Annotated in this window: 19 protein-coding genes and 1 tRNA gene; 10 read left to right on the forward strand and 10 right to left on the reverse strand. The window is 66.7% G+C overall.

Translation table 11 applies throughout. The features are described 5' to 3' along the window. Nucleotides 1-28: 28 nt before the first annotated feature. From argJ to AC3WQZ_RS18900, 4 genes are all read left to right on the forward strand, one after another. Nucleotides 29-1,255, forward strand: coding sequence for a bifunctional glutamate N-acetyltransferase/amino-acid acetyltransferase ArgJ (gene argJ / locus AC3WQZ_RS18885; RefSeq protein WP_011616086.1), 1,227 nt, complete (start codon nucleotides 29-31; stop codon nucleotides 1,253-1,255). Nucleotides 1,256-1,335: 80 nt separating this feature from the next. Next, nucleotides 1,336-2,241, forward strand: a complete 906-nt coding sequence (locus tag AC3WQZ_RS18890; protein WP_492301032.1) for an ATP-binding protein — start codon at nucleotides 1,336-1,338, stop codon at nucleotides 2,239-2,241. Then, nucleotides 2,238-2,684: an NUDIX domain-containing protein gene (locus tag AC3WQZ_RS18895; protein WP_011616085.1), complete on the forward strand. Its 447-nt coding sequence runs from the start codon at nucleotides 2,238-2,240 to the stop codon at nucleotides 2,682-2,684. The genes AC3WQZ_RS18890 and AC3WQZ_RS18895 overlap by 4 nt, the downstream gene beginning before the upstream one ends. A 93-nt stretch (nucleotides 2,685-2,777) precedes the next feature. Beyond that, nucleotides 2,778-4,817 (forward strand): OPT family oligopeptide transporter, encoded by a 2,040-nt coding sequence (locus AC3WQZ_RS18900; RefSeq protein ID WP_492301033.1) that lies wholly within the window; start codon nucleotides 2,778-2,780, stop codon nucleotides 4,815-4,817. Between the two features lie 30 nt (nucleotides 4,818-4,847). Here the strand turns inward: AC3WQZ_RS18900 and AC3WQZ_RS18905 are convergent, their stop codons facing one another. From AC3WQZ_RS18905 to pilB, 6 genes are all read right to left on the reverse strand, one after another. After that, the gene (locus tag AC3WQZ_RS18905; RefSeq protein WP_010814755.1) at nucleotides 4,848-5,036 is read right to left on the reverse strand and encodes a DNA gyrase inhibitor YacG; all 189 of its coding nucleotides are present in this window, start codon (nucleotides 5,034-5,036) and stop codon (nucleotides 4,848-4,850) included. A 17-nt stretch (nucleotides 5,037-5,053) separates the two neighbouring features. Further along, entirely contained in the window at nucleotides 5,054-5,812 is a 759-nt protein-coding gene (zapD, locus tag AC3WQZ_RS18910; RefSeq protein WP_439668274.1) for a cell division protein ZapD, read from the reverse strand. A 209-nt stretch (nucleotides 5,813-6,021) separates the two neighbouring features. Then, on the reverse strand, nucleotides 6,022-6,648 hold the full coding sequence (gene coaE / locus AC3WQZ_RS18915) for a dephospho-CoA kinase (protein ID WP_010814753.1): 627 nt from the start codon (nucleotides 6,646-6,648) through the stop codon (nucleotides 6,022-6,024). Nucleotides 6,649-6,711: 63 nt separating this feature from the next. Continuing rightward, nucleotides 6,712-7,626, reverse strand: a complete 915-nt coding sequence (locus tag AC3WQZ_RS18920) for a prepilin peptidase (RefSeq protein WP_492301034.1) — start codon at nucleotides 7,624-7,626, stop codon at nucleotides 6,712-6,714. Between the two features lie 3 nt (nucleotides 7,627-7,629). Next, nucleotides 7,630-8,901: a type II secretion system F family protein gene (locus AC3WQZ_RS18925; protein ID WP_492301036.1), complete on the reverse strand. Its 1,272-nt coding sequence runs from the start codon at nucleotides 8,899-8,901 to the stop codon at nucleotides 7,630-7,632. A gap of 64 nt (nucleotides 8,902-8,965) precedes the next feature. Next, nucleotides 8,966-10,690, reverse strand: a complete 1,725-nt coding sequence (pilB, locus tag AC3WQZ_RS18930; RefSeq protein WP_011616081.1) for a type IV-A pilus assembly ATPase PilB — start codon at nucleotides 10,688-10,690, stop codon at nucleotides 8,966-8,968. A gap of 423 nt (nucleotides 10,691-11,113) precedes the next feature. On the opposite strand from pilB, the gene AC3WQZ_RS18935 reads away from it, so the two are divergent. After that, entirely contained in the window at nucleotides 11,114-11,434 is a 321-nt protein-coding gene (locus AC3WQZ_RS18935; protein ID WP_492293918.1) for a helix-turn-helix domain-containing protein, read from the forward strand. Between the two features lie 77 nt (nucleotides 11,435-11,511). Here the strand turns inward: AC3WQZ_RS18935 and AC3WQZ_RS18940 are convergent. Together AC3WQZ_RS18940 and ispB are read right to left on the reverse strand one after the other, a co-directional pair. Beyond that, nucleotides 11,512-11,588: transfer RNA gene (locus AC3WQZ_RS18940), tRNA-Pro, on the reverse strand. A 130-nt stretch (nucleotides 11,589-11,718) separates the two neighbouring features. Further along, nucleotides 11,719-12,648 carry an octaprenyl diphosphate synthase gene (gene ispB / locus AC3WQZ_RS18945; RefSeq protein WP_454749914.1) on the reverse strand — a complete coding sequence of 310 codons (930 nt, stop codon included), beginning with the start codon at nucleotides 12,646-12,648 and terminating at the stop codon, nucleotides 11,719-11,721. A gap of 530 nt (nucleotides 12,649-13,178) precedes the next feature. On the opposite strand from ispB, the gene rplU reads away from it, so the two are divergent. The 4 genes from rplU to proB all read left to right on the forward strand — a co-directional run bounded on the left by rplU (nucleotide 13,179) and on the right by proB (nucleotide 16,237). Next, nucleotides 13,179-13,490, forward strand: coding sequence for a 50S ribosomal protein L21 (gene rplU / locus AC3WQZ_RS18950; RefSeq protein WP_006576525.1), 312 nt, complete (start codon nucleotides 13,179-13,181; stop codon nucleotides 13,488-13,490). A gap of 39 nt (nucleotides 13,491-13,529) precedes the next feature. Further along, nucleotides 13,530-13,790 carry a 50S ribosomal protein L27 gene (gene rpmA / locus AC3WQZ_RS18955; protein WP_010814747.1) on the forward strand — a complete coding sequence of 87 codons (261 nt, stop codon included), beginning with the start codon at nucleotides 13,530-13,532 and terminating at the stop codon, nucleotides 13,788-13,790. Nucleotides 13,791-13,923: 133 nt separating this feature from the next. Next, a complete protein-coding gene (gene obgE, locus AC3WQZ_RS18960; protein WP_010814746.1) occupies nucleotides 13,924-15,021 on the forward strand; it encodes a GTPase ObgE in 1,098 nt (365 codons plus the stop codon). A gap of 97 nt (nucleotides 15,022-15,118) precedes the next feature. After that, complete coding sequence (gene proB / locus AC3WQZ_RS18965) at nucleotides 15,119-16,237, forward strand: glutamate 5-kinase (protein WP_492301038.1); 1,119 nt, start codon at nucleotides 15,119-15,121, stop codon at nucleotides 16,235-16,237. An 81-nt stretch (nucleotides 16,238-16,318) separates the two neighbouring features. Here proB and AC3WQZ_RS18970 read toward each other — a convergent pair whose 3' ends face one another. Both AC3WQZ_RS18970 and AC3WQZ_RS18975 read right to left on the reverse strand, forming a co-directional pair. Beyond that, nucleotides 16,319-16,900 carry a CNP1-like family protein gene (locus AC3WQZ_RS18970; protein WP_010814744.1) on the reverse strand — a complete coding sequence of 194 codons (582 nt, stop codon included), beginning with the start codon at nucleotides 16,898-16,900 and terminating at the stop codon, nucleotides 16,319-16,321. After that, entirely contained in the window at nucleotides 16,893-17,576 is a 684-nt protein-coding gene (locus AC3WQZ_RS18975; RefSeq protein ID WP_010814743.1) for an RNA pyrophosphohydrolase, read from the reverse strand. The genes AC3WQZ_RS18970 and AC3WQZ_RS18975 overlap by 8 nt, the downstream gene beginning before the upstream one ends. A gap of 192 nt (nucleotides 17,577-17,768) precedes the next feature. Here AC3WQZ_RS18975 and AC3WQZ_RS18980 point away from each other — a divergent pair, with 192 nt between their 5' ends. After that, complete coding sequence (locus tag AC3WQZ_RS18980; protein ID WP_011616078.1) at nucleotides 17,769-19,490, forward strand: proline--tRNA ligase; 1,722 nt, start codon at nucleotides 17,769-17,771, stop codon at nucleotides 19,488-19,490. Nucleotides 19,491-19,492: the final 2 nt, after the last annotated feature.

Below are 19,492 nucleotides of genomic sequence, written 5' to 3' on the forward strand. Positions count from 1 at the left end.
ATAACGCAAGCAGGAACGAGGAGTCCACATGCCCGTCAATCTTCCGCTGCCCCAGGCAGAGAACCTGAAATCCGTCGCCGGCGTGGAGCTGGGCTGGGCCGAGGCGGGCATCCGCAAGGCCAACCGCAAGGACGTGCTGGTGGTGCGCGTGGCCGAAGGCAGCACCGTGGCCGGCGTCTTCACCAGCAACCGCTTCTGCGCGGCGCCGGTGCAGGTCTGCCGCGAGCACCTGGCCGCTGGCAAGGGCATCCGCGCGCTGGTGGTCAACACCGGCAATGCCAACGCCGGCACCGGCGAACCGGGCCTGGCCAGTGCCCGCGCCAGCTGCGACGCGCTGGCAGCGCAACTGGGCATCGCCGCCGAGCAGGTGCTGCCGTTCTCGACCGGCGTGATCCTGGAGCCGCTGCCGGTCGACCGCCTGGTGGCCGGCCTGCCCGCCGCCATCGCCAACGCGAAGCCGGACAACTGGCTGGCCGCCGCCGAAGCCATCATGACCACCGACACGCAGCCCAAGGCCGCGTCGCGCACGGTGCAGATCGACGGCAAGACCGTGACGCTGTCGGGCATCAGCAAGGGCGCCGGCATGATCCGCCCGAACATGGCGACCATGCTCGGCTTTATCGCCATGGACGCCGCCGTGGCCCAGCCGGTGCTGCAGGCGCTGGTCTCCTACGCCGCCGACCATTCGTTCAACAGCATCACCATCGACGGCGATACCTCGACCAACGACTCGTTCGTGCTGATCGCCACGGGCAAGTCCGGCGCCGTGGTCGAGCGCGCCGAAGGCCCGGCCTTCGAGGCGCTGCGCGACGCGGTGACCGCGCTGGCGCAGGAACTGGCGCAGATGATCGTGCGCGACGGCGAAGGCGCCACCAAGCTGATGACCATCCGCGTCGAAGGCGGCAAGGACGTGGCCGAGTGCCGCCAGATCGCCTATGCGGTGGCGCACTCGCCGCTGGTCAAGACCGCGTTCTATGCGTCGGACCCCAACCTGGGCCGCATCCTGGCCGCGGTCGGCTACGCCGGCGTCGATGACCTCGACGTCGGCCGCGTCAACCTGTGGCTGGACGATGTCTGGGTGGCCCGCGACGGCGGCCGCAACCCCGACTACCGCGAGGAAGACGGCCAGCGCGTGATGAAGCAGGCCGAGATCACCGTGCGCATCGCGCTCGGCCGCGGCAAGGCCGAAGCGACGGTCTGGACCTGCGACCTGTCGCACGACTACGTGTCGATCAACGCCGACTACCGCTCCTGAGCTTTCCGTCCTTCCCGTGCATGCGGGAAGGGCATCGATTCCCCTGCCAGCCGATACCGCGCCCCTAGCGTGCCCCTGCCATGTCTGACCTCGCCGCCCGCCTCGACAACTTCCTTGCCCGACTCGAACAATGGCTGCCGCCGCAACTGAGCGACGCCGACTGGCAGGAGGCCGTGGCGTTCCGCTGGCGCAAGCGGCAGAGCCTGTTCGGCAATATCGGCTACCTGCAGCCGGTGCGCCAGCTGCCGCCGATCCACCTGGACGACCTGAAGAACATCGAGCGCCAGAAGGATGCCATCGTCGCCAACACGCGCCAGTTCGTGAGCAAGCTGCCGGCCAACAATGTGCTGCTGACCGGCGCGCGCGGCACCGGCAAGTCGTCGCTGATCAAGGCCTGCCTCAATGCCTTCGTCAGGGACGGGCTGCGGCTGGTTGAGGTGGACAAGGATGACCTGGGCGACCTCGGCGATATCGTCGAGCTGGTTGCGCAGCGCCCCGAGCGCTTCGTGATCTTCTGCGACGACCTGTCGTTCGAAGAGGGCGAGTCGGGCTACAAGTCGCTCAAGTCGGCGCTGGACGGCTCGGTGGCGGCGCAGTCGGACAACGTGCTGATCTACGCCACCTCCAACCGCCGGCACCTGCTGCCGGAGTACATGAAGGACAACGAGACCTACCGCCACACCGACGATGGCGAGATCCATCCCGGCGAAGTGGTGGAAGAGAAGATCTCGCTGTCCGAGCGCTTCGGGCTGTGGCTGTCGTTCTACCCGCCCAAGCAGGACGAATATCTGGCCATTGTCGGCCACTGGCTCAGGCACTTTGGCTGCACCGACGAGGACGTCGCCGCGGCGCGCGGTGACGCGCTGGTGTGGGCGCTGGAGCGCGGCTCGCGCTCGGGCCGCGTGGCCTGGCAGTTTGCGCGCGATTGGGGCGGCAAGCATGGCAAGCCCTATATTGCCGATGTCGCCGGAGACGCCAAGGCATGAGCGCGGCCACGCAGAACCCCGCGCAGACCGGCGCCAACCCGCCGCGCAAGGTGACCGAGGTGGCGGTCGGCGTGCTGGTGCAGCCCGACGGACGCTTCCTGCTGGCGCAGCGCCCGGCCGGCAAGCCCTACGAGGGCTATTGGGAATTCCCCGGCGGCAAGCTGGAGCCCGGTGAGTCGGTGGAGGCAGCACTGGCCAGAGAACTCCATGAAGAGCTGGGCCTTGATGTAACGCAATGCGAGCGTTGGCACATTCTGGAACATGACTATCCGCACGCCTATGTGCGGCTGTATTTCTGCAAGGTCACCGACTGGCGGGGCGACCCCGTCGGCCGCGAAGGCCAGGCCTTCTCGTGGCAGCGCACGCCGGTGACGGTGGGGCCGCTGCTGCCGGCCACCATTCCCGTGGTGGAGTGGCTGGCCGAGGAATCGGGCAACGGCTGACCCTGCCTTCCCGCTGTCGGGCAAGCGGCCGCGGCGCCCGCTTGCGCGCCGCCAGGGCCTGACCAGGCCCTGATCCACAGGAAAGGAACCTGCATGCTACGTGTCGATCGTATCGCCGACGACGTTTCCCTGCCTGAACTGACCCTGCGCGGCATCATCCTCGGTGCGCTGATCACGGTCGTGTTCACCGCCTCCAACATCTACCTGGGCCTGAAGGTCGGCCTGACCTTCTCGTCGGCGATCCCGGCGGCCGTGATCTCGATGGCCGTGCTGCGGCTCTTCCCCGGCGCCAACATCCTGGAAAACAACATGGTGCAGACGCAGGCCTCGGCCGCGGGCACCCTGTCGTCGATCATCTTTATCCTGCCGGGCCTGGTCATGCTGGGCCACTGGCAGGGCTTCCCGTTCTGGCAGACGCTGGCGATCTGCGCGGCCGGCGGCATGCTGGGCGTGCTGTTCAGCATCCCGCTGCGCCACGCGATGGTGGTGCAGAGCGAGCTGCCCTACCCGGAGGGCGTGGCCGCGGCGGAAATCCTGCGCGTGGGCAGCGCCGCGCCAGACCAGGCCGCGCCGGGGCAGAAGCCCCAGGCGACCGGCCTGGCCGACCTGATGGCCGGCGGCCTGGTGGCGGGGCTGTTCAGCTTTGCCGCCGGCGGGCTGCGCCTGCTGGCCGAGGGCGCCAACTTCTGGCTGTCGGCCGGGGCCTCGGTGGTGCGGCTGTCGATGGGGTTCTCGCTGGCGCTGGTGGGCGCGGGCTACCTGGTCGGAATCGTCGGCGGGCTGGCCATGCTGCTCGGGCTGGTGCTGACCTGGGGCGTCGCCGTGCCGTGGCTGACGGCCATCACGCCGCGCCCGGACGGCGCCACGCTGTCGGCTTTCGGCGCCATGGTGTGGAGCCAGCAGGCGCGCTTCATCGGTGCCGGCACCATCGGCATTGCCGCGATCTGGACGCTGCTGTCGCTGGCCGGGCCGATGCTGTACGGCATCCGCGCCTCGTTCGGCGCGCTGCAGGGCGGGCCGGCGGGGCAGGGCAAGATGCCGCGCACGCAGCAGGACATGCCGGCCAGATGGATCGGGCTGGTGATGCTGGGGCTGCTGGCGGTGCTGGTGACGGTATTCGCCTGGTTCCTCGCGCCGGCGCCACTCGATGGCGGCGCACGCTGGCGCCTGGTGATCTACGCGGTGGTGTTCGCCTATATCTTCGGCTTCCTGGTGGCGGCGGCGTGCGGCTACATGGCCGGGCTGGTGGGCTCGTCGGCCAGCCCGATCTCGGGCATCGGCATCATCGCGGTGATCCTGGTGTCGCTGCTGATCCTGCTGGCGGGCAAGGCCGACGGGCTGCTGGCCACGCCCGAGGGCAGAAACTTCGCGATTGCGCTGGCGATCTTCACCACCTCGGCGGTGGTGGCGGTCGCCTCGATCGCCAACGACAACCTGCAGGACCTGAAGACCGGCTGGCTGGTCGGTGCCACGCCGTGGCGCCAGCAGGTGGCGCTGCTGATCGGCTGCGCGGTAGGCGCGGCGGTGATTCCGCCGGTGCTGGACCTGCTCTACAGCGCCTATGGCTTCGCCGGCGCGCTGCCGCGTGCGGACATGGACCCCAACCAGGCGCTGGCCGCGCCGCAGGCGACGCTGATGACCGCGATCGCCACCGGCATCTTCACCCGCCAGCTCAACTGGACCATGATCCTGATCGGCATCGGGCTGGGCGTGGTGCTGATCGCCATCGACGAGGTGCTGCGCCGCCGCCGCGGCGCGGCGCGGCTGCCGGTGCTGGCGGTGGGCATCGGCATCTACCTGCCGCCGACCATCAGCTCGGCGCTGGTGGTGGGCGCGGTGCTGTCGTGGCTCCTGCTGCGCAGCGAGCGCCGCCGCGCCAGCGCGCGCGGCGACGACGTCAAGCTGGCGCTGGAACATGCCGAGCGGCGCGGCACGCTGCTGGCCTCGGGCCTGATCGTGGGGGAAAGCCTGGTCGGCGTGATGCTGGCCGCGGTAATCGGCCTGTCGGGCAGGGATGCGCCACTGGCGCTGGCCGGGCCCGGGTTTGAAGCGACCGCGCAGTGGCTGGGCCTGGCGGTGTTCGCGCTGGTATGCGTGGGCTTCTACCGCCGCGTGCTGGCGGCGGCGCACTGAACCGCGAGGGACGCTGAAGGCGAGGGCGCTTCAGTCGTCCTCGTCTTCAGTCTGGTCGGCGGAGGTCTCGCCCGGCTTGCCGCCGATCACGTATTTCTCGGACGCCCAGGCGCCGAGATCGATCTGCTTGCAGCGCTCGGAACAGAAGGGGCGGAATTTGTTGTCGGGCACCCAGGCCACCTCGGTGCCGCAGGTGGGGCATTTGACGACAGCAGGCATAGCGTTCAGCGCAGGCTTCAGAAATTGCAGAGTTTCAGCAGGAACGGGATATCCGCATCGACCGAGCGTGGGCGCAGGTCGCCGTCCTGCTGCGTGAAGCGCACCCACAGCATGTACTTGTTGGCGCTCATCTCGGGGATGAAGGCCAGCAGCGAGTCATCCAGGTAGACCTGCATCAGCTGGTAGCTGCGTCCGGACAGCATTTGCTGGTAGCTGCCGCCGGTGGCGATCACCTTGCCGCTCTGGCCGGCTTCGCGCAGCAGGCGCAGCACGATGGTGGTGCCCACGCGCAGCGACAGCAGCGGACGTACCCACTTCAGGATATCGGCGCGGCGGTCTTCGGCGGGGCGGTGCTGCCAGGCATAGTAGGCCGGCAGGTCGAACTCGCAGGTGCCGCCGGGGATGATCGCGCGGCTGCGGATGCTGGTCAGCCACTCGTTGTCGGCCAGCAGCTGGCCGGCCTTGCCCACGGTCTGGTTGAGCATGGCGATGCCTTGCTCGATCTCGCCGATGACGGCGTCCAGCGCCTCCTGGTCGATCTGCGGGCTGGCGCGCAGCGGCGCCAGTGCCTGGCGCTGGCGTTCCAGTTCCTTGATCAGGTCGGTCTTGAGGTCGGCGCGGCCGGCGACGTCGATGATCTCGAACAGCGTGGTCAGCGCGACATGGTGCTGGTGGGCATGATCCTGGCCGAGAAAGTATTCCAGCCGATCGAACAGGTCCTCCAGGCGCAGGAGTGTCCTGATGCGTTCGTTGAAAGGGTATTCGTACAGAATCAAGTGCAATGTCCGTGCAGGGCGTCGGGCGCTTTCAGGAGCGGCCCGGTGCAGAATGAGGCCCGGGAAATGCCGGAAGGGGCGATATATGGCGGGCGGTTGCCGCCAGTATGCGGTGATTTCCCCGCATATTCCAGCGCATTCTATGCGAGACACGGGCCGAGGACAATGTCGCGTGCATGATGCCATGCGCTGGCGCGCCGGGTTGCGCGTTATGGATGGACCCTGGCCGCCGCCGACAGTTCACGATAGTAGCGGTCGAGCCGGTCGACCTGGTCCACCAGCGCCTCCACCGGACCGTCGTTGTCGATGACGTCGTCGGCACATGCCAGGCGCTCGGCGCGGGTGGCCTGTCTGGCCATGATGGCCTGCACCTGCTCGCGGCTGAAGCCGTTGCGCGACATCACGCGCGCTACCTGGGTGGCCTCGGTGCAGTCCACCACCAGCACGCGGCCCACGCGCTCGCGCCATGAGCCCGATTCCACCAGCAGCGGCACCACGTAGATCAGGTAGGGATGGTCGCCGGCATCGCGGATCGCGTGGGCGCGCTCGGTGGTCAGTGCACGGATCAGCGGGTGGGTGATCGCTTCAAGCCGCGCCTTGGCTGCGGGGTCGGCAAACACCAGTGCGCGCATCGCGTCGCGGTCCATGGCGCCGTCGGGACGCAGGCAGGCCGGGCCGAAGGCCTCGACCAGCGCCGGGATGGCGCGCCCGCCCGGGGCGGTGATCTCGTGCGCGAGCAGGTCGGTGTCGATGATCGCGGCACCGCGCGCGGCAAACATGTCGGCCACGCGGGTCTTGCCGCTGCCGATGCCGCCGGTCAGTCCGATTTCCAGCATGTGAGGCTCTGTTGACGATGTTGCCGCAACGATACCAGCTTCAGCGGAGATCGTCGGACACCGTCATGGCCATGCAAACAGCGGCAGCACGCCGGGGCCGAACAGCAGCACCACCACGCCGGCGAGCGCGATGAAGGGCCCGAACGGGAAGGGCGTGTCGCGTTCCTGCCGGCGCAGCGCGATATTGGCCAGCCCGAACAGCACGCCGACCACCGACGACAGCAGCACCAGCGCCGGCAGCGCCTGCCAGCCGAGCCAGGCGCCCAGCGCCGCCATCAGCTTGAAGTCGCCAAAGCCCATGCCTTCCTTGCCGCGCACCAGCCGGAACAGCCAGTAGGCCGTCCACAGCACCAGGTAGCCGGCAGCCGCGCCGATCACGGCGTCGGGCAGCGCCACGAACACGCCGCCCAGGTTCAGCAGCAGGCCCAGCCACAACAGCGGCAGGGTGATCTGGTCCGGCAGCAGTTGCGTATCGGCATCGATCATGGTCAGCGCCAGCAGCGCCCACACCAGCACCAGCGCGGCCAGGGCCTGTCCGCCGGGGCCGAAGCGCCACGCCGCCAGCGCGCTCAGCACGCCACAGGCCAGCTCGACCAGCGGATAGCGCACACTGATCGGCGCCTGGCACGCCGAGCAGCGCCCGCGCAGGAACAGGTAGCTCAGCACCGGCACGTTCTCCCACGGCGCAATCGCGTGGCCGCAATGCGGGCAGGCCGAGCGCGGCACCATCAGGTTGTAGCGGCCGGGGTAGGGCAGCGGGTCGCCGCGCAGCTCGGCGATATAGTTGGCCTCGTCGCGCTCCATCATGCGCGGCATCCGGTGGATGATCACATTGAGGAAACTGCCGACCACCAGCCCGAGCAGCGCGGCGGCCGCCACCAGGAAGGCGGGCGGCAACGCCGCCAGTGCCTCCACCAGCGGCGCGCCGCCGGTGGAGGCCGACGAAGGGTAGGGGGAAGCAGACCACGAAGACAACATCGCTTACACCACCTGTCCCAGCTTGAAGATCGGCAGGTACATCGCCACCACCATGCCGCCGATCAGCACACCCAGCACCACGATGATCAGCGGCTCGATCAGGCTGGAGATCGCGGCCACGGCATCGTCGACCTCGCGCTCGTAGAACTCCGCCACCTTCAGCAGCATGTTGTCCAGCGCGCCGGACTCCTCACCGATCTGCGTCATCTGCAGCACCATGTTGTCGAACACATGGGTGGCCTGCATCGCGTTGGTCAGGCTGGTGCCGATGCGCACCGATTGCTCGATCTCGCGCGTGGCGTCGTAGTAGACCCAGTTGCCGGCCGCGCCGGCCACGGACTCCATTGACTCCACCAGCGGCGTGCCGGCGGCGAACATGGTGGCCAGCGTGCGGGTCCAGCGCGCGATCACGGCCTTGCGGAACAGGCTGCCGAAGATCGGCAGCTTCAGCAGCGTGCGGTCGGTGGCGCGCTGCACCTTCTCCGATTTCTTCAGCGCGCGCAGGTAGAAGGAGATGCCGGCCACCGGCGCCCCGATCACCAGGTACCAGTACTGGACAAAGAAGTCCGAGATGGCGATCACCAGCAGCGTCGGCGCCGGCAGGTTGGCGCCGAAGCTGGAGAACACGCCCTTGAACGCCGGGATCACGAACAGCATCAGGATCACGGTCACGGCAAAGGCCACCGTCAGCACCGCGATCGGGTAGATCATCGCCGACTTGATCTGGCCTTTCAGCGCGATGGTCTTTTCCATGTAGAGCGACAGGCGCTCCAGCAGCGAATCCAGGATACCGCCCTGTTCGCCGGCATCGATCAGGTTGCAGTACAGCGTATCGAAGTACTTCGGATGGCGCCGGAATGCCGCGGCCATGCTGCTGCCGGCCTCGATGTCGAAGCGGATGTCGGACAGCAGCTGGGTGAAGTTGGGGTTCACGTGGCCACGCGCGATGATGTCGATCGATTGCAGCAGCGGAATGCCGGCCTTGAGCATGGTCGACAGCTGCCGTGTGAAGTAGGCGATGTCCTTCTCGGTGATCTTGCGCCCGCGAGCGGCCTTGCGCTTCTTCAGCTTGACGATGGTCAGGCCCTGCTTGCGCAGCGTGGCGGTGACCTCGGCCTGGTTCTCGGCGCGCAGCTCGCCGGTGAAGGTCTTGCCCTTGCGGTCCTTGCCTTCCCACTCAAAGATATACTGGGTGGGTGCCTTGCGCCCCTTCCCTGATTTCGCCCGTGACGGTGCCGCCGTCCGGGCGCTCGCCGCTGGTGCACGCGTCGCCATGATATTGACCCCCGATGTAAATGACGCTTGTTCTGCGTCTTGTATTTACGTTTGTCCTGCTTCCCTAAGTATTCGTAGTCGCCAGCACTTCTTCGAGTGACGTGACGCCCTGCCTCACCTTCAGCAGCCCCGCTTCGCGCAACGATAGCACGCCGTCCTTGCGCGCCTGCTCGGCGATCTGCAATGCCGTTCCATGCGTCAGGATGATCTCCTGCATGGCCTCGGTGATCGGCATGACCTGGTAGATGCCGCAGCGGCCCTTGTAGCCGGTGCCGTTGCAGCGCTCGCAGCCGACCGGGTGGTAGGCCTGCCAGCTGCCGTCCAGGTCTTGTTCGCGGAAGCCCGCCTCCAGCAGCGCCTCGCGCGGGATCTCGCCCTCGCGCTTGCAGGTGCACAGCCGCCGCGCCAGCCGCTGCGCGGTGATCATCAGTACGCTCGAGGCAATATTGAAGGCCGCCACGCCCATGTTCATCAACCGCGTCAGCGTGGTCGGCGCATCGTTGGTGTGCAGCGTCGACAACACCAGGTGGCCGGTCTGCGCGGCCTTGATCGAGATGTCGGCGGTTTCCAGGTCGCGGATTTCGCCGACCATGATGATGTCCGGATCCTGCCGCAGGAACGAACGCAGGGCCGCGGCAAAGGTCAGGCCCGCCTTGTCGTTGACGTTGACCTGGTTGATGCCGGGCAGCTGGATTTCGGCCGGGTCTTCCGCGGTGGAGATATTGATGTCGCCCTGGTTCAGCAGGTTCAGGAAGGTGTACAGCGACACCGTCTTGCCGCTGCCGGTGGGGCCGGTCACCAGCACCATGCCATAGGGGCGCTTGATCACGTCCAGCAGCAGCGCCTTCTGCTCAGGCTCATAGCCGAGCTGGTCGATGTCGAGTTTGTCGGACGAAGATTCCAGGATCCGCATCACGATCTTCTCGCCGAACAGCGTCGGCAGCGTCGACACGCGGAAATCCACTGCCCGCTCGACCGTCTCCTTGGCGTCCTTGTCCTTGGGCAGGGCAATCAGCAGCTTCATGCGGCCGTCCTGCGGCACGCGCTTTTCAGAAATATCCAGGCGCGACAGCACCTTGATGCGGGTGGCGATCTTGTCGCGGATATCCAGCGGTGGGCGCGCGACCTCCTGCAGCACCCCGTCCACGCGGAAGCGGACGCGGTAGAAAGTCTCGAACGGCTCGAAGTGCAGGTCGGACGCGCCGCGATGGAAGGCCTCGGTCAGCAGCTTCTGCAGGAAGCGCACCACCGGGGCGTCGTCGATATTGTCGGCGGTGGTGCGGTTGCGCTGGTTGCCGGCCGCGGCCACCGGATCGTATTCGATCATCTTGCGCTCGGCCTGCACCGGCGAGATGTTCTTCAGCGTGCCCAGGGCCTCGCCGGCGGAGCGCACGTGCTTCATCAGCTTGTCGTGCTCGACCACCACCGCTTCGACCGGCAGCTTGTACTTTTCCTTGATCGCATCCAGCCCGGCCTGGTTGGACGGGTCGGACATCGCCAGCACCAGCCGGTTCTCGCGCCGGCCCAGCGGCAGCAGCCGGTGCGCGTGGAATTCACGGTTGCCGGCCAGTGCCGGCGGCACCTTGTTCAGGTTGTACTGGGCCAGGTCCAGCAGCGGCAGCTGGTATTTGTCCGCGGCAAACAGCGCCAGGTCGTGCGCGCTCATGGTGCCGCTGCCGACGATCTCGTCGATCAGCTGCGACTGCTTTTCACGCGCGGCCTGCTCCAGCTGAGCAAGCAGGGCGGGCGCGATACGCCGGCTCTGGGCCAGGGCAAGACCGAGTGTCATGGCAGGTGCGCTGTGCGGTGCGGTTAGGCGGTGGCGGATGCCACGCAGGCGGGGGCGGACGGACCCACGTCCCCGGATCGGGGCAGTTTGCCGCCGGGGTCACTTTTTGTAAAGCCGGCGCGGGCGCGGTGTTGGCGTTTGCGCGACACGGGCGCAACCCTACTTGCGCGGGGAAGAAGCGGCGTTTCAGGCAGCTTCCTTGCGCGCGGGACAGGTGCCCTTTTGAGAGGAGTCCCTGTCCCCGCCCATGTTTGCCTTGGCCTTTTCCCAACGGGAGACGCCACGTCATTTTTGATCCGATATAGAATCAAAAGTGCGTGCATAACACTGCGTGATGCCAATTTGCAGGAAGCCCTTCATGCAGTTCATCAAGAAGGCGCACAAGCCGCTGCACCTGGCGATCGAGGATGAAGAGAGAAAGGGATGACCATCATGACCGCAGAAGACCTGATGAAGGCCGTCAGCAAGATGCCCGCGCAGGAGCGCATCAAGTTTTTCACGCTGGTGGGCGAGCAGGCTTTCAAGGACGAGGACTTCTCGCACGAGGAGGTCTTTGGCCACCTCGCGGAAGCAGATTTCACCGCCGCGGAGGCGGCCGAATACCTCGAAGTTTCAATTGCCACCTTCCGGCGGCTGGTGCGCGACGGCAAGCTCGCGCCCCATGCAGTAGTGGGTCGTAGCCAGCTGTTTTCCGCGGCCGACCTGGAGGCATTCAAGCGTCAGCGCAAGGCGATCAAGGGATGAGTTGCCGGAGGATCGGGGAGGGGGGGGCAGAAAGACAAAAGGCCGAACCAACTGACGTTGATTCGGCCTTTTAAATCTGGTCGGGGTGAGAGGATTCGAACCTCCGGCCTCTACGTCCCGAACGTAGCGCTCTACCAGGCTAAGCTACACCCCGATTTGGTTTGCTGGCAAACGTCTGACCGTCTGCAGCAAAGAAGGTAAGTTTAGCAGCGTTTTTTGGGGAATGGAAGAGGGCGAGGAAAATCGCCGTTCTGCCCGCTTCCGCTGCCTTCCCCGCGGTTGCGTCAGGACTGCCGTTGCAATGAGAACGCGCAGAGCTGGATCAGGGTTTCCTTCAGTTCCGACGGCGGGAACTGCCGTGCCGCCTGTTCGGCGGCTTCAGCCTCGCGCCGCGCGGCTTCGAAGGTGACGTCCAGCGCGCCACTGGCGTGGATCGCGGCAAACACGGCATCGAAATGCTCGGTGCCACCTCGCACGATGGCGTCGCGCGCCAACTGGCGCTGTTCGGGCGTGCCGTGTTCCAGCAGGTGCAGCAGGGGCAGGGTGGGCTTGCCTTCGCGCAGGTCGTCGCCGGCGTTCTTGCCCATCTGCTCGGCGCTGGCAGTGTAGTCCAGCATGTCGTCGATCAGCTGGAAGGCGGTGCCGATGCGGCGGCCGTATTCAGCCGCGGCTTCTTCCATCCGGGCGTCGGCGCCGGCCAGCACGGCGCCGAGTTGCGCGGCGGCCTCGAACAGCTTGGCGGTCTTGTAGCGGATCACCTGCAGGTAGCGCTCGACGGTGACGTCGGGGTCGTGCATGTTCAGCAGCTGCAGGACCTCGCCCTCGGCGATCACGTTGGTCGCGTTGGACAGGATCTCCATGATGCGCATGCTGCCGGCATCGACCATCATCTGGAACGCGCGCGAATAGAGGAAGTCGCCCACCAGCACGCTGGCGGCGTTGCCGAACACGGCATTGGCGGTATCGCGCCCGCGCCGCAGCTCGGACTCGTCGACCACGTCGTCGTGCAGCAGGGTGGCGGTGTGGATGAACTCCACCACGGCGGCCAGCTCATGGTGGCGGTTGCCGTCGTAGCCCATCGCGCGCGCTGTCAGCAGCAGGATCACCGGGCGCAGGCGCTTGCCGCCGGCACCGATGATGTATTCGCCGATCTGCTCGATCAGGGGGACTTCAGAAGACAGCCGCTGGCGGATAACAGCATCGACCGCGCGCATGTCTGCAGCGACCGGGGCAAGCAAGGCAGTGGCGGAAGGCTGGGACAAGATGATCACCGTTACGCAAAACCGGACGATTATATGCGATGCGCGTGGCGTTCCACGTATGGCGCGCTTCTAAAGATTCGCGCTCAGGGTATGCGCTCAGGGTGTTCGCAAGGCGCGCAACTATAATGCAGCCATGAACAAGCCCGTGCCTCGTCGCCACCTGCGCCGCACCGCCCTTTGGGTGGCGTTTGCGGCACTGGCGGGATTCCTGCTCGCCGACCTGACCTGAGCCAGGGCGCGGTTGCATTGTGGCGATGCCGCCGCACACAGGCTATGTGCCTGTTTTCTTTGCCCTTTTCCCGGATCTCATTTATAATTCCCGGTTTCCTCCGGTAGCTGCGCTCGCTTTGCGGGTTCTGACCGGCGGGAGATAACCGGGCCGCATTGAGCCCGCCCAGGCGCCAGGCCGTGCAATTGACCGGCCGCGCAGGGTGCGCCAGTGCCGGCATACGGCGTTTTATTCACATCCGAGAGGTTCGACAATGTACGCGGTCGTAAAAACCGGCGGCAAGCAATACAAGGTTGCTGCTGGCGAAAAACTGAAAGTAGAACAGATACCGGCAGACATTGGCGCAGAAATCACGCTCGACCAGGTGCTCGCAGTGGGCGCCGGCGACCAAATCAAGTTTGGTACGCCGCTGGTTAGCGGGGCTTCCGTCAAGGCTACCGTTATCTCCCAAGGTCGTCACGACAAAGTGAAGATCTTCAAGATGCGCCGTCGCAAGCACTACCAGAAGCGTCAGGGCCATCGTCAGAATTACACCGAACTGCGCATCGAAGCGATCGTTGCCTGATCGATCGAGCGTAACCAGGTAAAGCGACAGGAGTAAGACATGGCACAGAAAAAAGGCGGCGGTTCCACGCGGAACGGCCGTGATTCCGAATCGAAGCGTCTGGGCGTGAAGGTGTTTGGTGGCCAGGCCATCAACGCCGGCGGCATCATCATCCGCCAACGCGGTACCCGCGTGCATGCCGGCGACAACGTCGGCGTGGGCAAGGACCACACGCTGTTTGCCCTGGTGGACGGCCACGTGCAGTTCGCCGTCAAGGGCCCTGCCAAGAAGCAGCAAGTCAGCGTCGTTCCGGCGGCCTGATAACAGCCTTTGCAGGATGAAGGCCCCGCAACGCTTGCGGGGCCTTTTCTTTTCTGGCGACAATGTCAGTTCGCCAGCCCGGTCGGAGGCTTCCAGCCGCTGATCCGCCGATCCATCACGGAAACCCATCATCATGAAGTTCATAGACGAAGCCCGAATCGAAGCCATCGCCGGCAACGGCGGCAATGGCAGCGCCTCGTTCCGGCGCGAGAAGTTTGTGCCCTTCGGCGGCCCGGATGGTGGCGACGGCGGCCGCGGCGGCAGCGTGTTCGCCGTGGCGGACCGCAATATCAATACGCTGATCGACTTCCGCTACGCCAGGAAGCACGTTGCCCGCAACGGCGAGAACGGCCGCGGCTCCGACTGCTACGGCGCGGCGGGTGAGGACATCACGCTGCGCATGCCGGTGGGCACGCTGATCACCGACATGGACACCGGCGAAGTCATCGCCGACCTGACCGAGCACGGCCAGCGCGTGTGCCTGGCCGAAGGCGGCATGGGCGGCTGGGGCAACCTGCATTTCAAGTCCAGTACCAACCGCGCGCCGCGCCAGCAGGTGGACGGCAAGCCGGGCGAGCGCCGCATGCTCAAGCTCGAGCTCAAGGTGCTGGCCGACGTCGGCCTGCTGGGCATGCCCAACGCCGGCAAGTCGACCTTTATCTCGCATATCTCCAACGCGCGCCCGAAGGTGGCGGACTATCCGTTCACTACCCTGCACCCGAACCTGGGCGTGGTGCGCGTGGACCACGAGCAATCGTTCGTGGTCGCCGACATTCCCGGCCTGATCGAAGGCGCCGCCGAAGGCGCGGGCCTGGGTCACCAGTTCCTGCGCCACCTGCAGCGCACCGGCCTGCTGCTGCATATTGTCGACCTGGCGCCGTTTGACGAGGCAGTCGACCCGGTGGCCGAGGCCAAGGCCATCGTCAACGAGCTGAAGAAGTACGACGAAACCCTGTACGACAAGCCGCGCTGGCTGGTGCTGAACAAGCTCGACGTGGTTCCCGAGGACGAGCGCGCGGCCCGCGTGAAGGATTTCATCAAGCGCTACAAGTGGAAGGGGCCGGTGTTCCAGATTTCGGCGCTGACCGGCGAAGGCTGCCGCGAGCTGATCTACGCGATCAAGGACCACCTGCAGGCGATCAAGGCCGAAGAAGCCGCGGCGCTGGCCGAGCCGGACATCCGGCTGGACGAGCGCCTGCACAACGTCGACCAGGGGCAGGGCGAGGCATAAGCCGGGGCCGCCGCTGGCGCCCCACCACAGAAGAATACCCACGGACAATTCGGGCGCGGCGCCCGCCGCCGGCTGCCCGGGAGACAGGATTCCCGTCATGCAATCGGTCATCGCGCAGGCAAAGCGCATCGTCGTCAAAGTCGGCTCCAGCCTGGTCACCAACGACGGCAAGGGGCTGGACCACGACGCCATCGCCCGCTGGGCGGCCCAGATCGCCAAGCTGCGCGTGGCCGGCAAGGAAGTGGTGCTGGTCAGCTCCGGCGCCATCGCCGAAGGCATGCAGCGCCTGGGCTGGGTGCGCCGCCCGAAGGAAATCCATGAGCTGCAGGCCGCCGCCGCCGTCGGCCAGATGGGCCTGGCGCAGGTCTATGAAAGCCAGTTCGGCCGCTACGGCATCCGCACCGCGCAGGTGCTGCTGACCCACGCCGACCTGGCCGACCGCGAACGCTACCTCAACGCCCGCTCGACCCTGCTCACGCTCCTGTCCCTGGGCGTGGTGCCGATCATCAACGAGAACGACACCGTGGTCACCGACGAAATCAAGTTCGGCGACAACGACACGCTGGGCGCGCTGGTGACCAACCTGATCGAAGGCGACGCGCTGGTGATCCTGACCGACCAGCGCGGCCTGTACACCGCCGACCCGCGCAAGGACCCGGCCGCGCAGTTCGTGGACGAGGCCCTGGCCGGCACCCCCGAGCTGGAAGCCATGGCCGGCGGCGCCGGCACGTCGATCGGGCGCGGCGGCATGCTGACCAAGATCCTGGCGGCCAAGCGCGCAGCCAAGTCCGGCGCCCATACCACCATCGCCTCCGGGCGCGAGGCCAACGTGCTGGAGCGCCTGGCCGCGGGCGAGGCCATCGGCACCCAGCTGCTGGCGCCGACCGGGCGGCTCACGGCGCGCAAGCAATGGATGGCCGACCACCTGCAGCTGCGCGGCCGGGTCGTGATGGACAACGGCGCGGTCGAGAAGCTCACCAGCGGCGGCAAGTCGCTGTTGCCGATCGGCGTGACGGAAGTGCAGGGCGAGTTCGCCCGCGGCGAGGTGATCGCGTGCGTCGACGCGCAGGGCAAGGAGGTGGCGCGCGGCATCACCAACTATTCCAGCGCCGAGGCGCGGCTGATCGCGCGCAAGCCCTCATCCGAGATCGAGTCCGTGCTGGGGCACCTGAACGAGCCCGAACTGATCCATCGCGACAACCTGGTGCTGGTCTGACGGGCGTACAGGCCGGGCGCAAACAAAAACGGCGGGGCTGCCAGGCAGTCCCGCCGTTTTTTTATGTCGACGCTGCGTGCTTCAGCGCTTGCGCGGCGCTCGCGATTGCAGGTCGCGCACCATGGCGTCGGCGGTGCCGGCCACGGTACGGCCCTCGCAGAAGAAATCGATCGCCAGCGTGGCGGCATAGGCATTGCGCACGCCAGTCTCCATGCGGTGCCAGGTCTCGCCGTAGTCGCTGCTGTTGGGCACCCACTCGGTGGCGCCCTTGGGCAGCGTGGCGTAGAGCTTGCGCTCGAACGCATCGCAGCGCAGGCCTTCGAAGGTCACGTTGCGCGCGCCGCTCTGGCTGGTGGTGACGACCGTGTAGCGCACCACGTTGTCCTTGCCGACCGAGACCGACTTGCCGTCCACCGCGAATGACAGCGAGCCGGTGCCCGACACCGAGAACGGGATCAGGTTGGCGTCCTGAGGCGGTGCCGGCAGCATCGCCTTGGCCTCATCAAAGGTCTTGGGCGCGAACGGGTTGAGCCAGGTGCTTTCTTCCTCCGCCATCTCCTTGCCGGTGGTCTTGCAGCCGGCCAGCGCAAGGCTGGCCGCGGCAATCAGCATGCCGGCAGCGGTCAGGCCGCGGCGGCGGCCCAGGCCGGTGAAACTAGTCATCAGTGCTCCGTGAGGTGGAAACCGGCGTTGCCGGTGAATCGTGCTCGGTCGCATGCGCGGCCTCGGCATTGCAGTCGGCGTCGGCCTGCTGCGCCTGCTGGGCGCGGCTGAGCGCCTGGCTGCGCGGCCCGCCATGCCGGCCATGCATGCCGTGGGGGCCGTGCGTGCCGTGTGTGCCATAGGGACTCAGCGGCACACGCGCGTGCCGGTTCAGGAAGCGTGACAACTCCGTCAGCGCCAGCTGGTAGACATCGCGCTTGAACTCGATCACCGCCTCCAGCGGCACCCAGTAATGACTCCAACGCCAGGCGTCGAATTCAGGGTGCTCGGTGGCACGCAGATGGATATCACAGTCCCTGCCGGCCATGCGCAGCAGGAACCAGATTTGTTTCTGGCCCTTGTAGTGGCCGCGGATCTCGCGGCGGATGAACTTGTCCGGCACCTCGTAACGCAGCCAGTCGCGCGTGCGACCGACGATCCTGACGTGCTCCGGAAGCAGGCCGATTTCCTCATGCAGTTCGCGGTACATGGCCTGTTCAGGCGTTTCGCCGTACTTGATGCCACCTTGCGGGAACTGCCAGGAGTGTTCGCCGATTCGCTTGCCCCAGAAAACCTCGTTTCGTGCGTTGAGGAGGATGATGCCGACGTTCGGGCGAAAGCCTTCACGATCGAGCATGACTGCACCTCGAATCCTTTAGAATTACGCTGATTATAAAGGAAGCGCGCAGCCGGGCCCGGACCGGGGGATGCTGGTTTTCCCCGAGCGGAAGGGCAGTTTCAGGCGCGTGCCCACAATTCAGTGCCGCCGGCCCCCGGATTTTGCCGGGACGGGTTTTCCCGAGCCCGGCGGCCCAGAGAGAAATTACGGATGAAAGCCTCGCAATTCTTCATTTCCACCCTCAAGGAAGCGCCCGCCGACGCGGAAATCGTTTCGCACAAGCTGATGATGCGCGCCGGCATGATCAAGAAGCTGGGCGCCGGCATCTACAACTACATGCCGATCGGGCTGCGCGTGATCCGCAAGGTGGAGAACATCGTGCGCGAGGAAATGAACCGCGCCGGCGCGGTGGAGCTGTCCATGCCGGTGATCCAGCCGGCCGAGCTGTGGCAGGAAACCGGCCGCTGGGACAAGATGGGCCCCGAGCTGCTGCGCCTGAAGGACCGCCATGAGCGCGACTTCGCGGTCCAGCCGACCTCGGAAGAGGTAGTGACCGACATCGCCCGCTCGGAAATCCGCAGCTACAAGCAGCTGCCGGTCAATTTCTACCAGATCCAGACCAAGTTCCGCGACGAGCGCCGGCCGCGCTTCGGCATCATGCGCGGGCGCGAGTTCACCATGAAGGATGCCTATTCCTTCGACCGCGACACGGACGGCCTGCGCAAGTCCTACGAGAACATGTACGACGCCTACGTGCGCATCTTCCGCCGCTTTGGCCTGGAATTCCGCGCCGTGGCGGCCGACAACGGCGCCATCGGCGGCTCGGGCTCGCATGAGTTCCATGTGATCGCCGACACCGGCGAAGACGCCATCGTCTACTGCCCGACCTCGGACTACGCCGCCAACATGGAGGCCGCCGAGGCGCTGCCCCTGCTGGCCAGCCGCGCCGCGCCGGCCGAAGACCTGGTCAAGACCGCCACCCCGGAAAAGGCCAAGTGCGAGCACGTGGCCGAGTTCCTGGGCATCCCGCTGCAGCGTACCGTCAAGTCGATCGTGCTGGCCAAGGACACCGAGGCCGGCGCCGAGATCTGGCTGCTGCTGATCCGCGGCGACCATGAGCTGAACGAGGTCAAGGCGTCCAAGGTGCCGGGCCTGGCCGACTTTCGCTTCGCCACCGAGAACGAGATCGTCGATGCCTTCGGCTCGCCGCCGGGCTACCTGGGCCCGATCGGCGCGAAGAAGCCGGTCAAGGTGGTGGCCGACCGCACCGTCGCCAACATGAGCGATTTCGTCTGCGGCGCCAACTACCGCGACTACCACTACACCGGCGTCAACTGGGGCCGCGACCTGCCCGAGCCGGTCGTGGCCGACCTGCGCAACGTGGTCGCCGGCGACGCCTCGCCGGACGGCCAGGGCACGCTGGAAATCTGCCGCGGCATCGAGGTGGGCCACGTGTTCATGCTGGGCACGCGTTACTCGGAATCGATGAATGCCACCTTCCTGGACGAGAACGGCAAGACCCAGCCGATGCAGATGGGCTGCTACGGCATCGGCGTCACCCGTATCCTGGGCGCGGCGATCGAGCAGAACTTCGATGAGCGCGGCATCATCTGGCCGGCCGCGATCGCGCCGTTCGCGGTGGTGATCTGCCCGGTGGGCTACGACCGCTCCGAAGCCGTCAAGGCCGAGGCCGACCGCATCCATGCCGAGCTGCTGGCCGCCGGCGTGGACGTCATCCTGGACGACCGCGGCGAGCGCCCGGGCGTGATGTTTGCCGACTGGGAGCTGATCGGGGTGCCGCACCGCGTGGTGGTGGGCGACCGCGGCCTGAAGGAAGGCAAGGTCGAGTACCAGGGCCGGCGCGACGCGCAGGCCACCGCCGTCAGCGTGGCCGACGTGGTCGGCCACGTGCGCAGCCAGCTGGCGAACTGAGC

The sequence above is a fragment of the Cupriavidus sp. FW305-26 genome (genome assembly GCF_058787975.1).

Excerpts from the sequence above, each read along its gene's own strand:
- argJ (WP_011616086.1), top strand. The coding sequence starts at position 29 with ATGCCCGTCAATCTTCCGCTGCCCCAGGCAGAGAACCTGAAATCCGTC.
- AC3WQZ_RS18890 (WP_492301032.1), top strand. The coding sequence starts at position 1,336 with ATGTCTGACCTCGCCGCCCGCCTCGACAACTTCCTTGCCCGACTCGAA.
- AC3WQZ_RS18895 (WP_011616085.1), top strand. The coding sequence starts at position 2,238 with ATGAGCGCGGCCACGCAGAACCCCGCGCAGACCGGCGCCAACCCGCCG.
- AC3WQZ_RS18900 (WP_492301033.1), top strand. The coding sequence starts at position 2,778 with ATGCTACGTGTCGATCGTATCGCCGACGACGTTTCCCTGCCTGAACTG.
- AC3WQZ_RS18905 (WP_010814755.1), bottom strand. The coding sequence starts at position 5,036 with ATGCCTGCTGTCGTCAAATGCCCCACCTGCGGCACCGAGGTGGCCTGG.
- coaE (WP_010814753.1), bottom strand. The coding sequence starts at position 6,648 with ATGCTGGAAATCGGACTGACCGGCGGCATCGGCAGCGGCAAGACCCGC.
- AC3WQZ_RS18920 (WP_492301034.1), bottom strand. The coding sequence starts at position 7,626 with ATGTTGTCTTCGTGGTCTGCTTCCCCCTACCCTTCGTCGGCCTCCACC.
- AC3WQZ_RS18925 (WP_492301036.1), bottom strand. The coding sequence starts at position 8,901 with ATGGCGACGCGTGCACCAGCGGCGAGCGCCCGGACGGCGGCACCGTCA.
- pilB (WP_011616081.1), bottom strand. The coding sequence starts at position 10,690 with ATGACACTCGGTCTTGCCCTGGCCCAGAGCCGGCGTATCGCGCCCGCC.
- AC3WQZ_RS18935 (WP_492293918.1), top strand. The coding sequence starts at position 11,114 with ATGACCATCATGACCGCAGAAGACCTGATGAAGGCCGTCAGCAAGATG.
- ispB (WP_454749914.1), bottom strand. The coding sequence starts at position 12,648 with ATGCGCGCGGTCGATGCTGTTATCCGCCAGCGGCTGTCTTCTGAAGTC.
- rplU (WP_006576525.1), top strand. The coding sequence starts at position 13,179 with ATGTACGCGGTCGTAAAAACCGGCGGCAAGCAATACAAGGTTGCTGCT.
- rpmA (WP_010814747.1), top strand. The coding sequence starts at position 13,530 with ATGGCACAGAAAAAAGGCGGCGGTTCCACGCGGAACGGCCGTGATTCC.
- obgE (WP_010814746.1), top strand. The coding sequence starts at position 13,924 with ATGAAGTTCATAGACGAAGCCCGAATCGAAGCCATCGCCGGCAACGGC.
- proB (WP_492301038.1), top strand. The coding sequence starts at position 15,119 with ATGCAATCGGTCATCGCGCAGGCAAAGCGCATCGTCGTCAAAGTCGGC.
- AC3WQZ_RS18970 (WP_010814744.1), bottom strand. The coding sequence starts at position 16,900 with ATGACTAGTTTCACCGGCCTGGGCCGCCGCCGCGGCCTGACCGCTGCC.
- AC3WQZ_RS18975 (WP_010814743.1), bottom strand. The coding sequence starts at position 17,576 with ATGCTCGATCGTGAAGGCTTTCGCCCGAACGTCGGCATCATCCTCCTC.
- AC3WQZ_RS18980 (WP_011616078.1), top strand. The coding sequence starts at position 17,769 with ATGAAAGCCTCGCAATTCTTCATTTCCACCCTCAAGGAAGCGCCCGCC.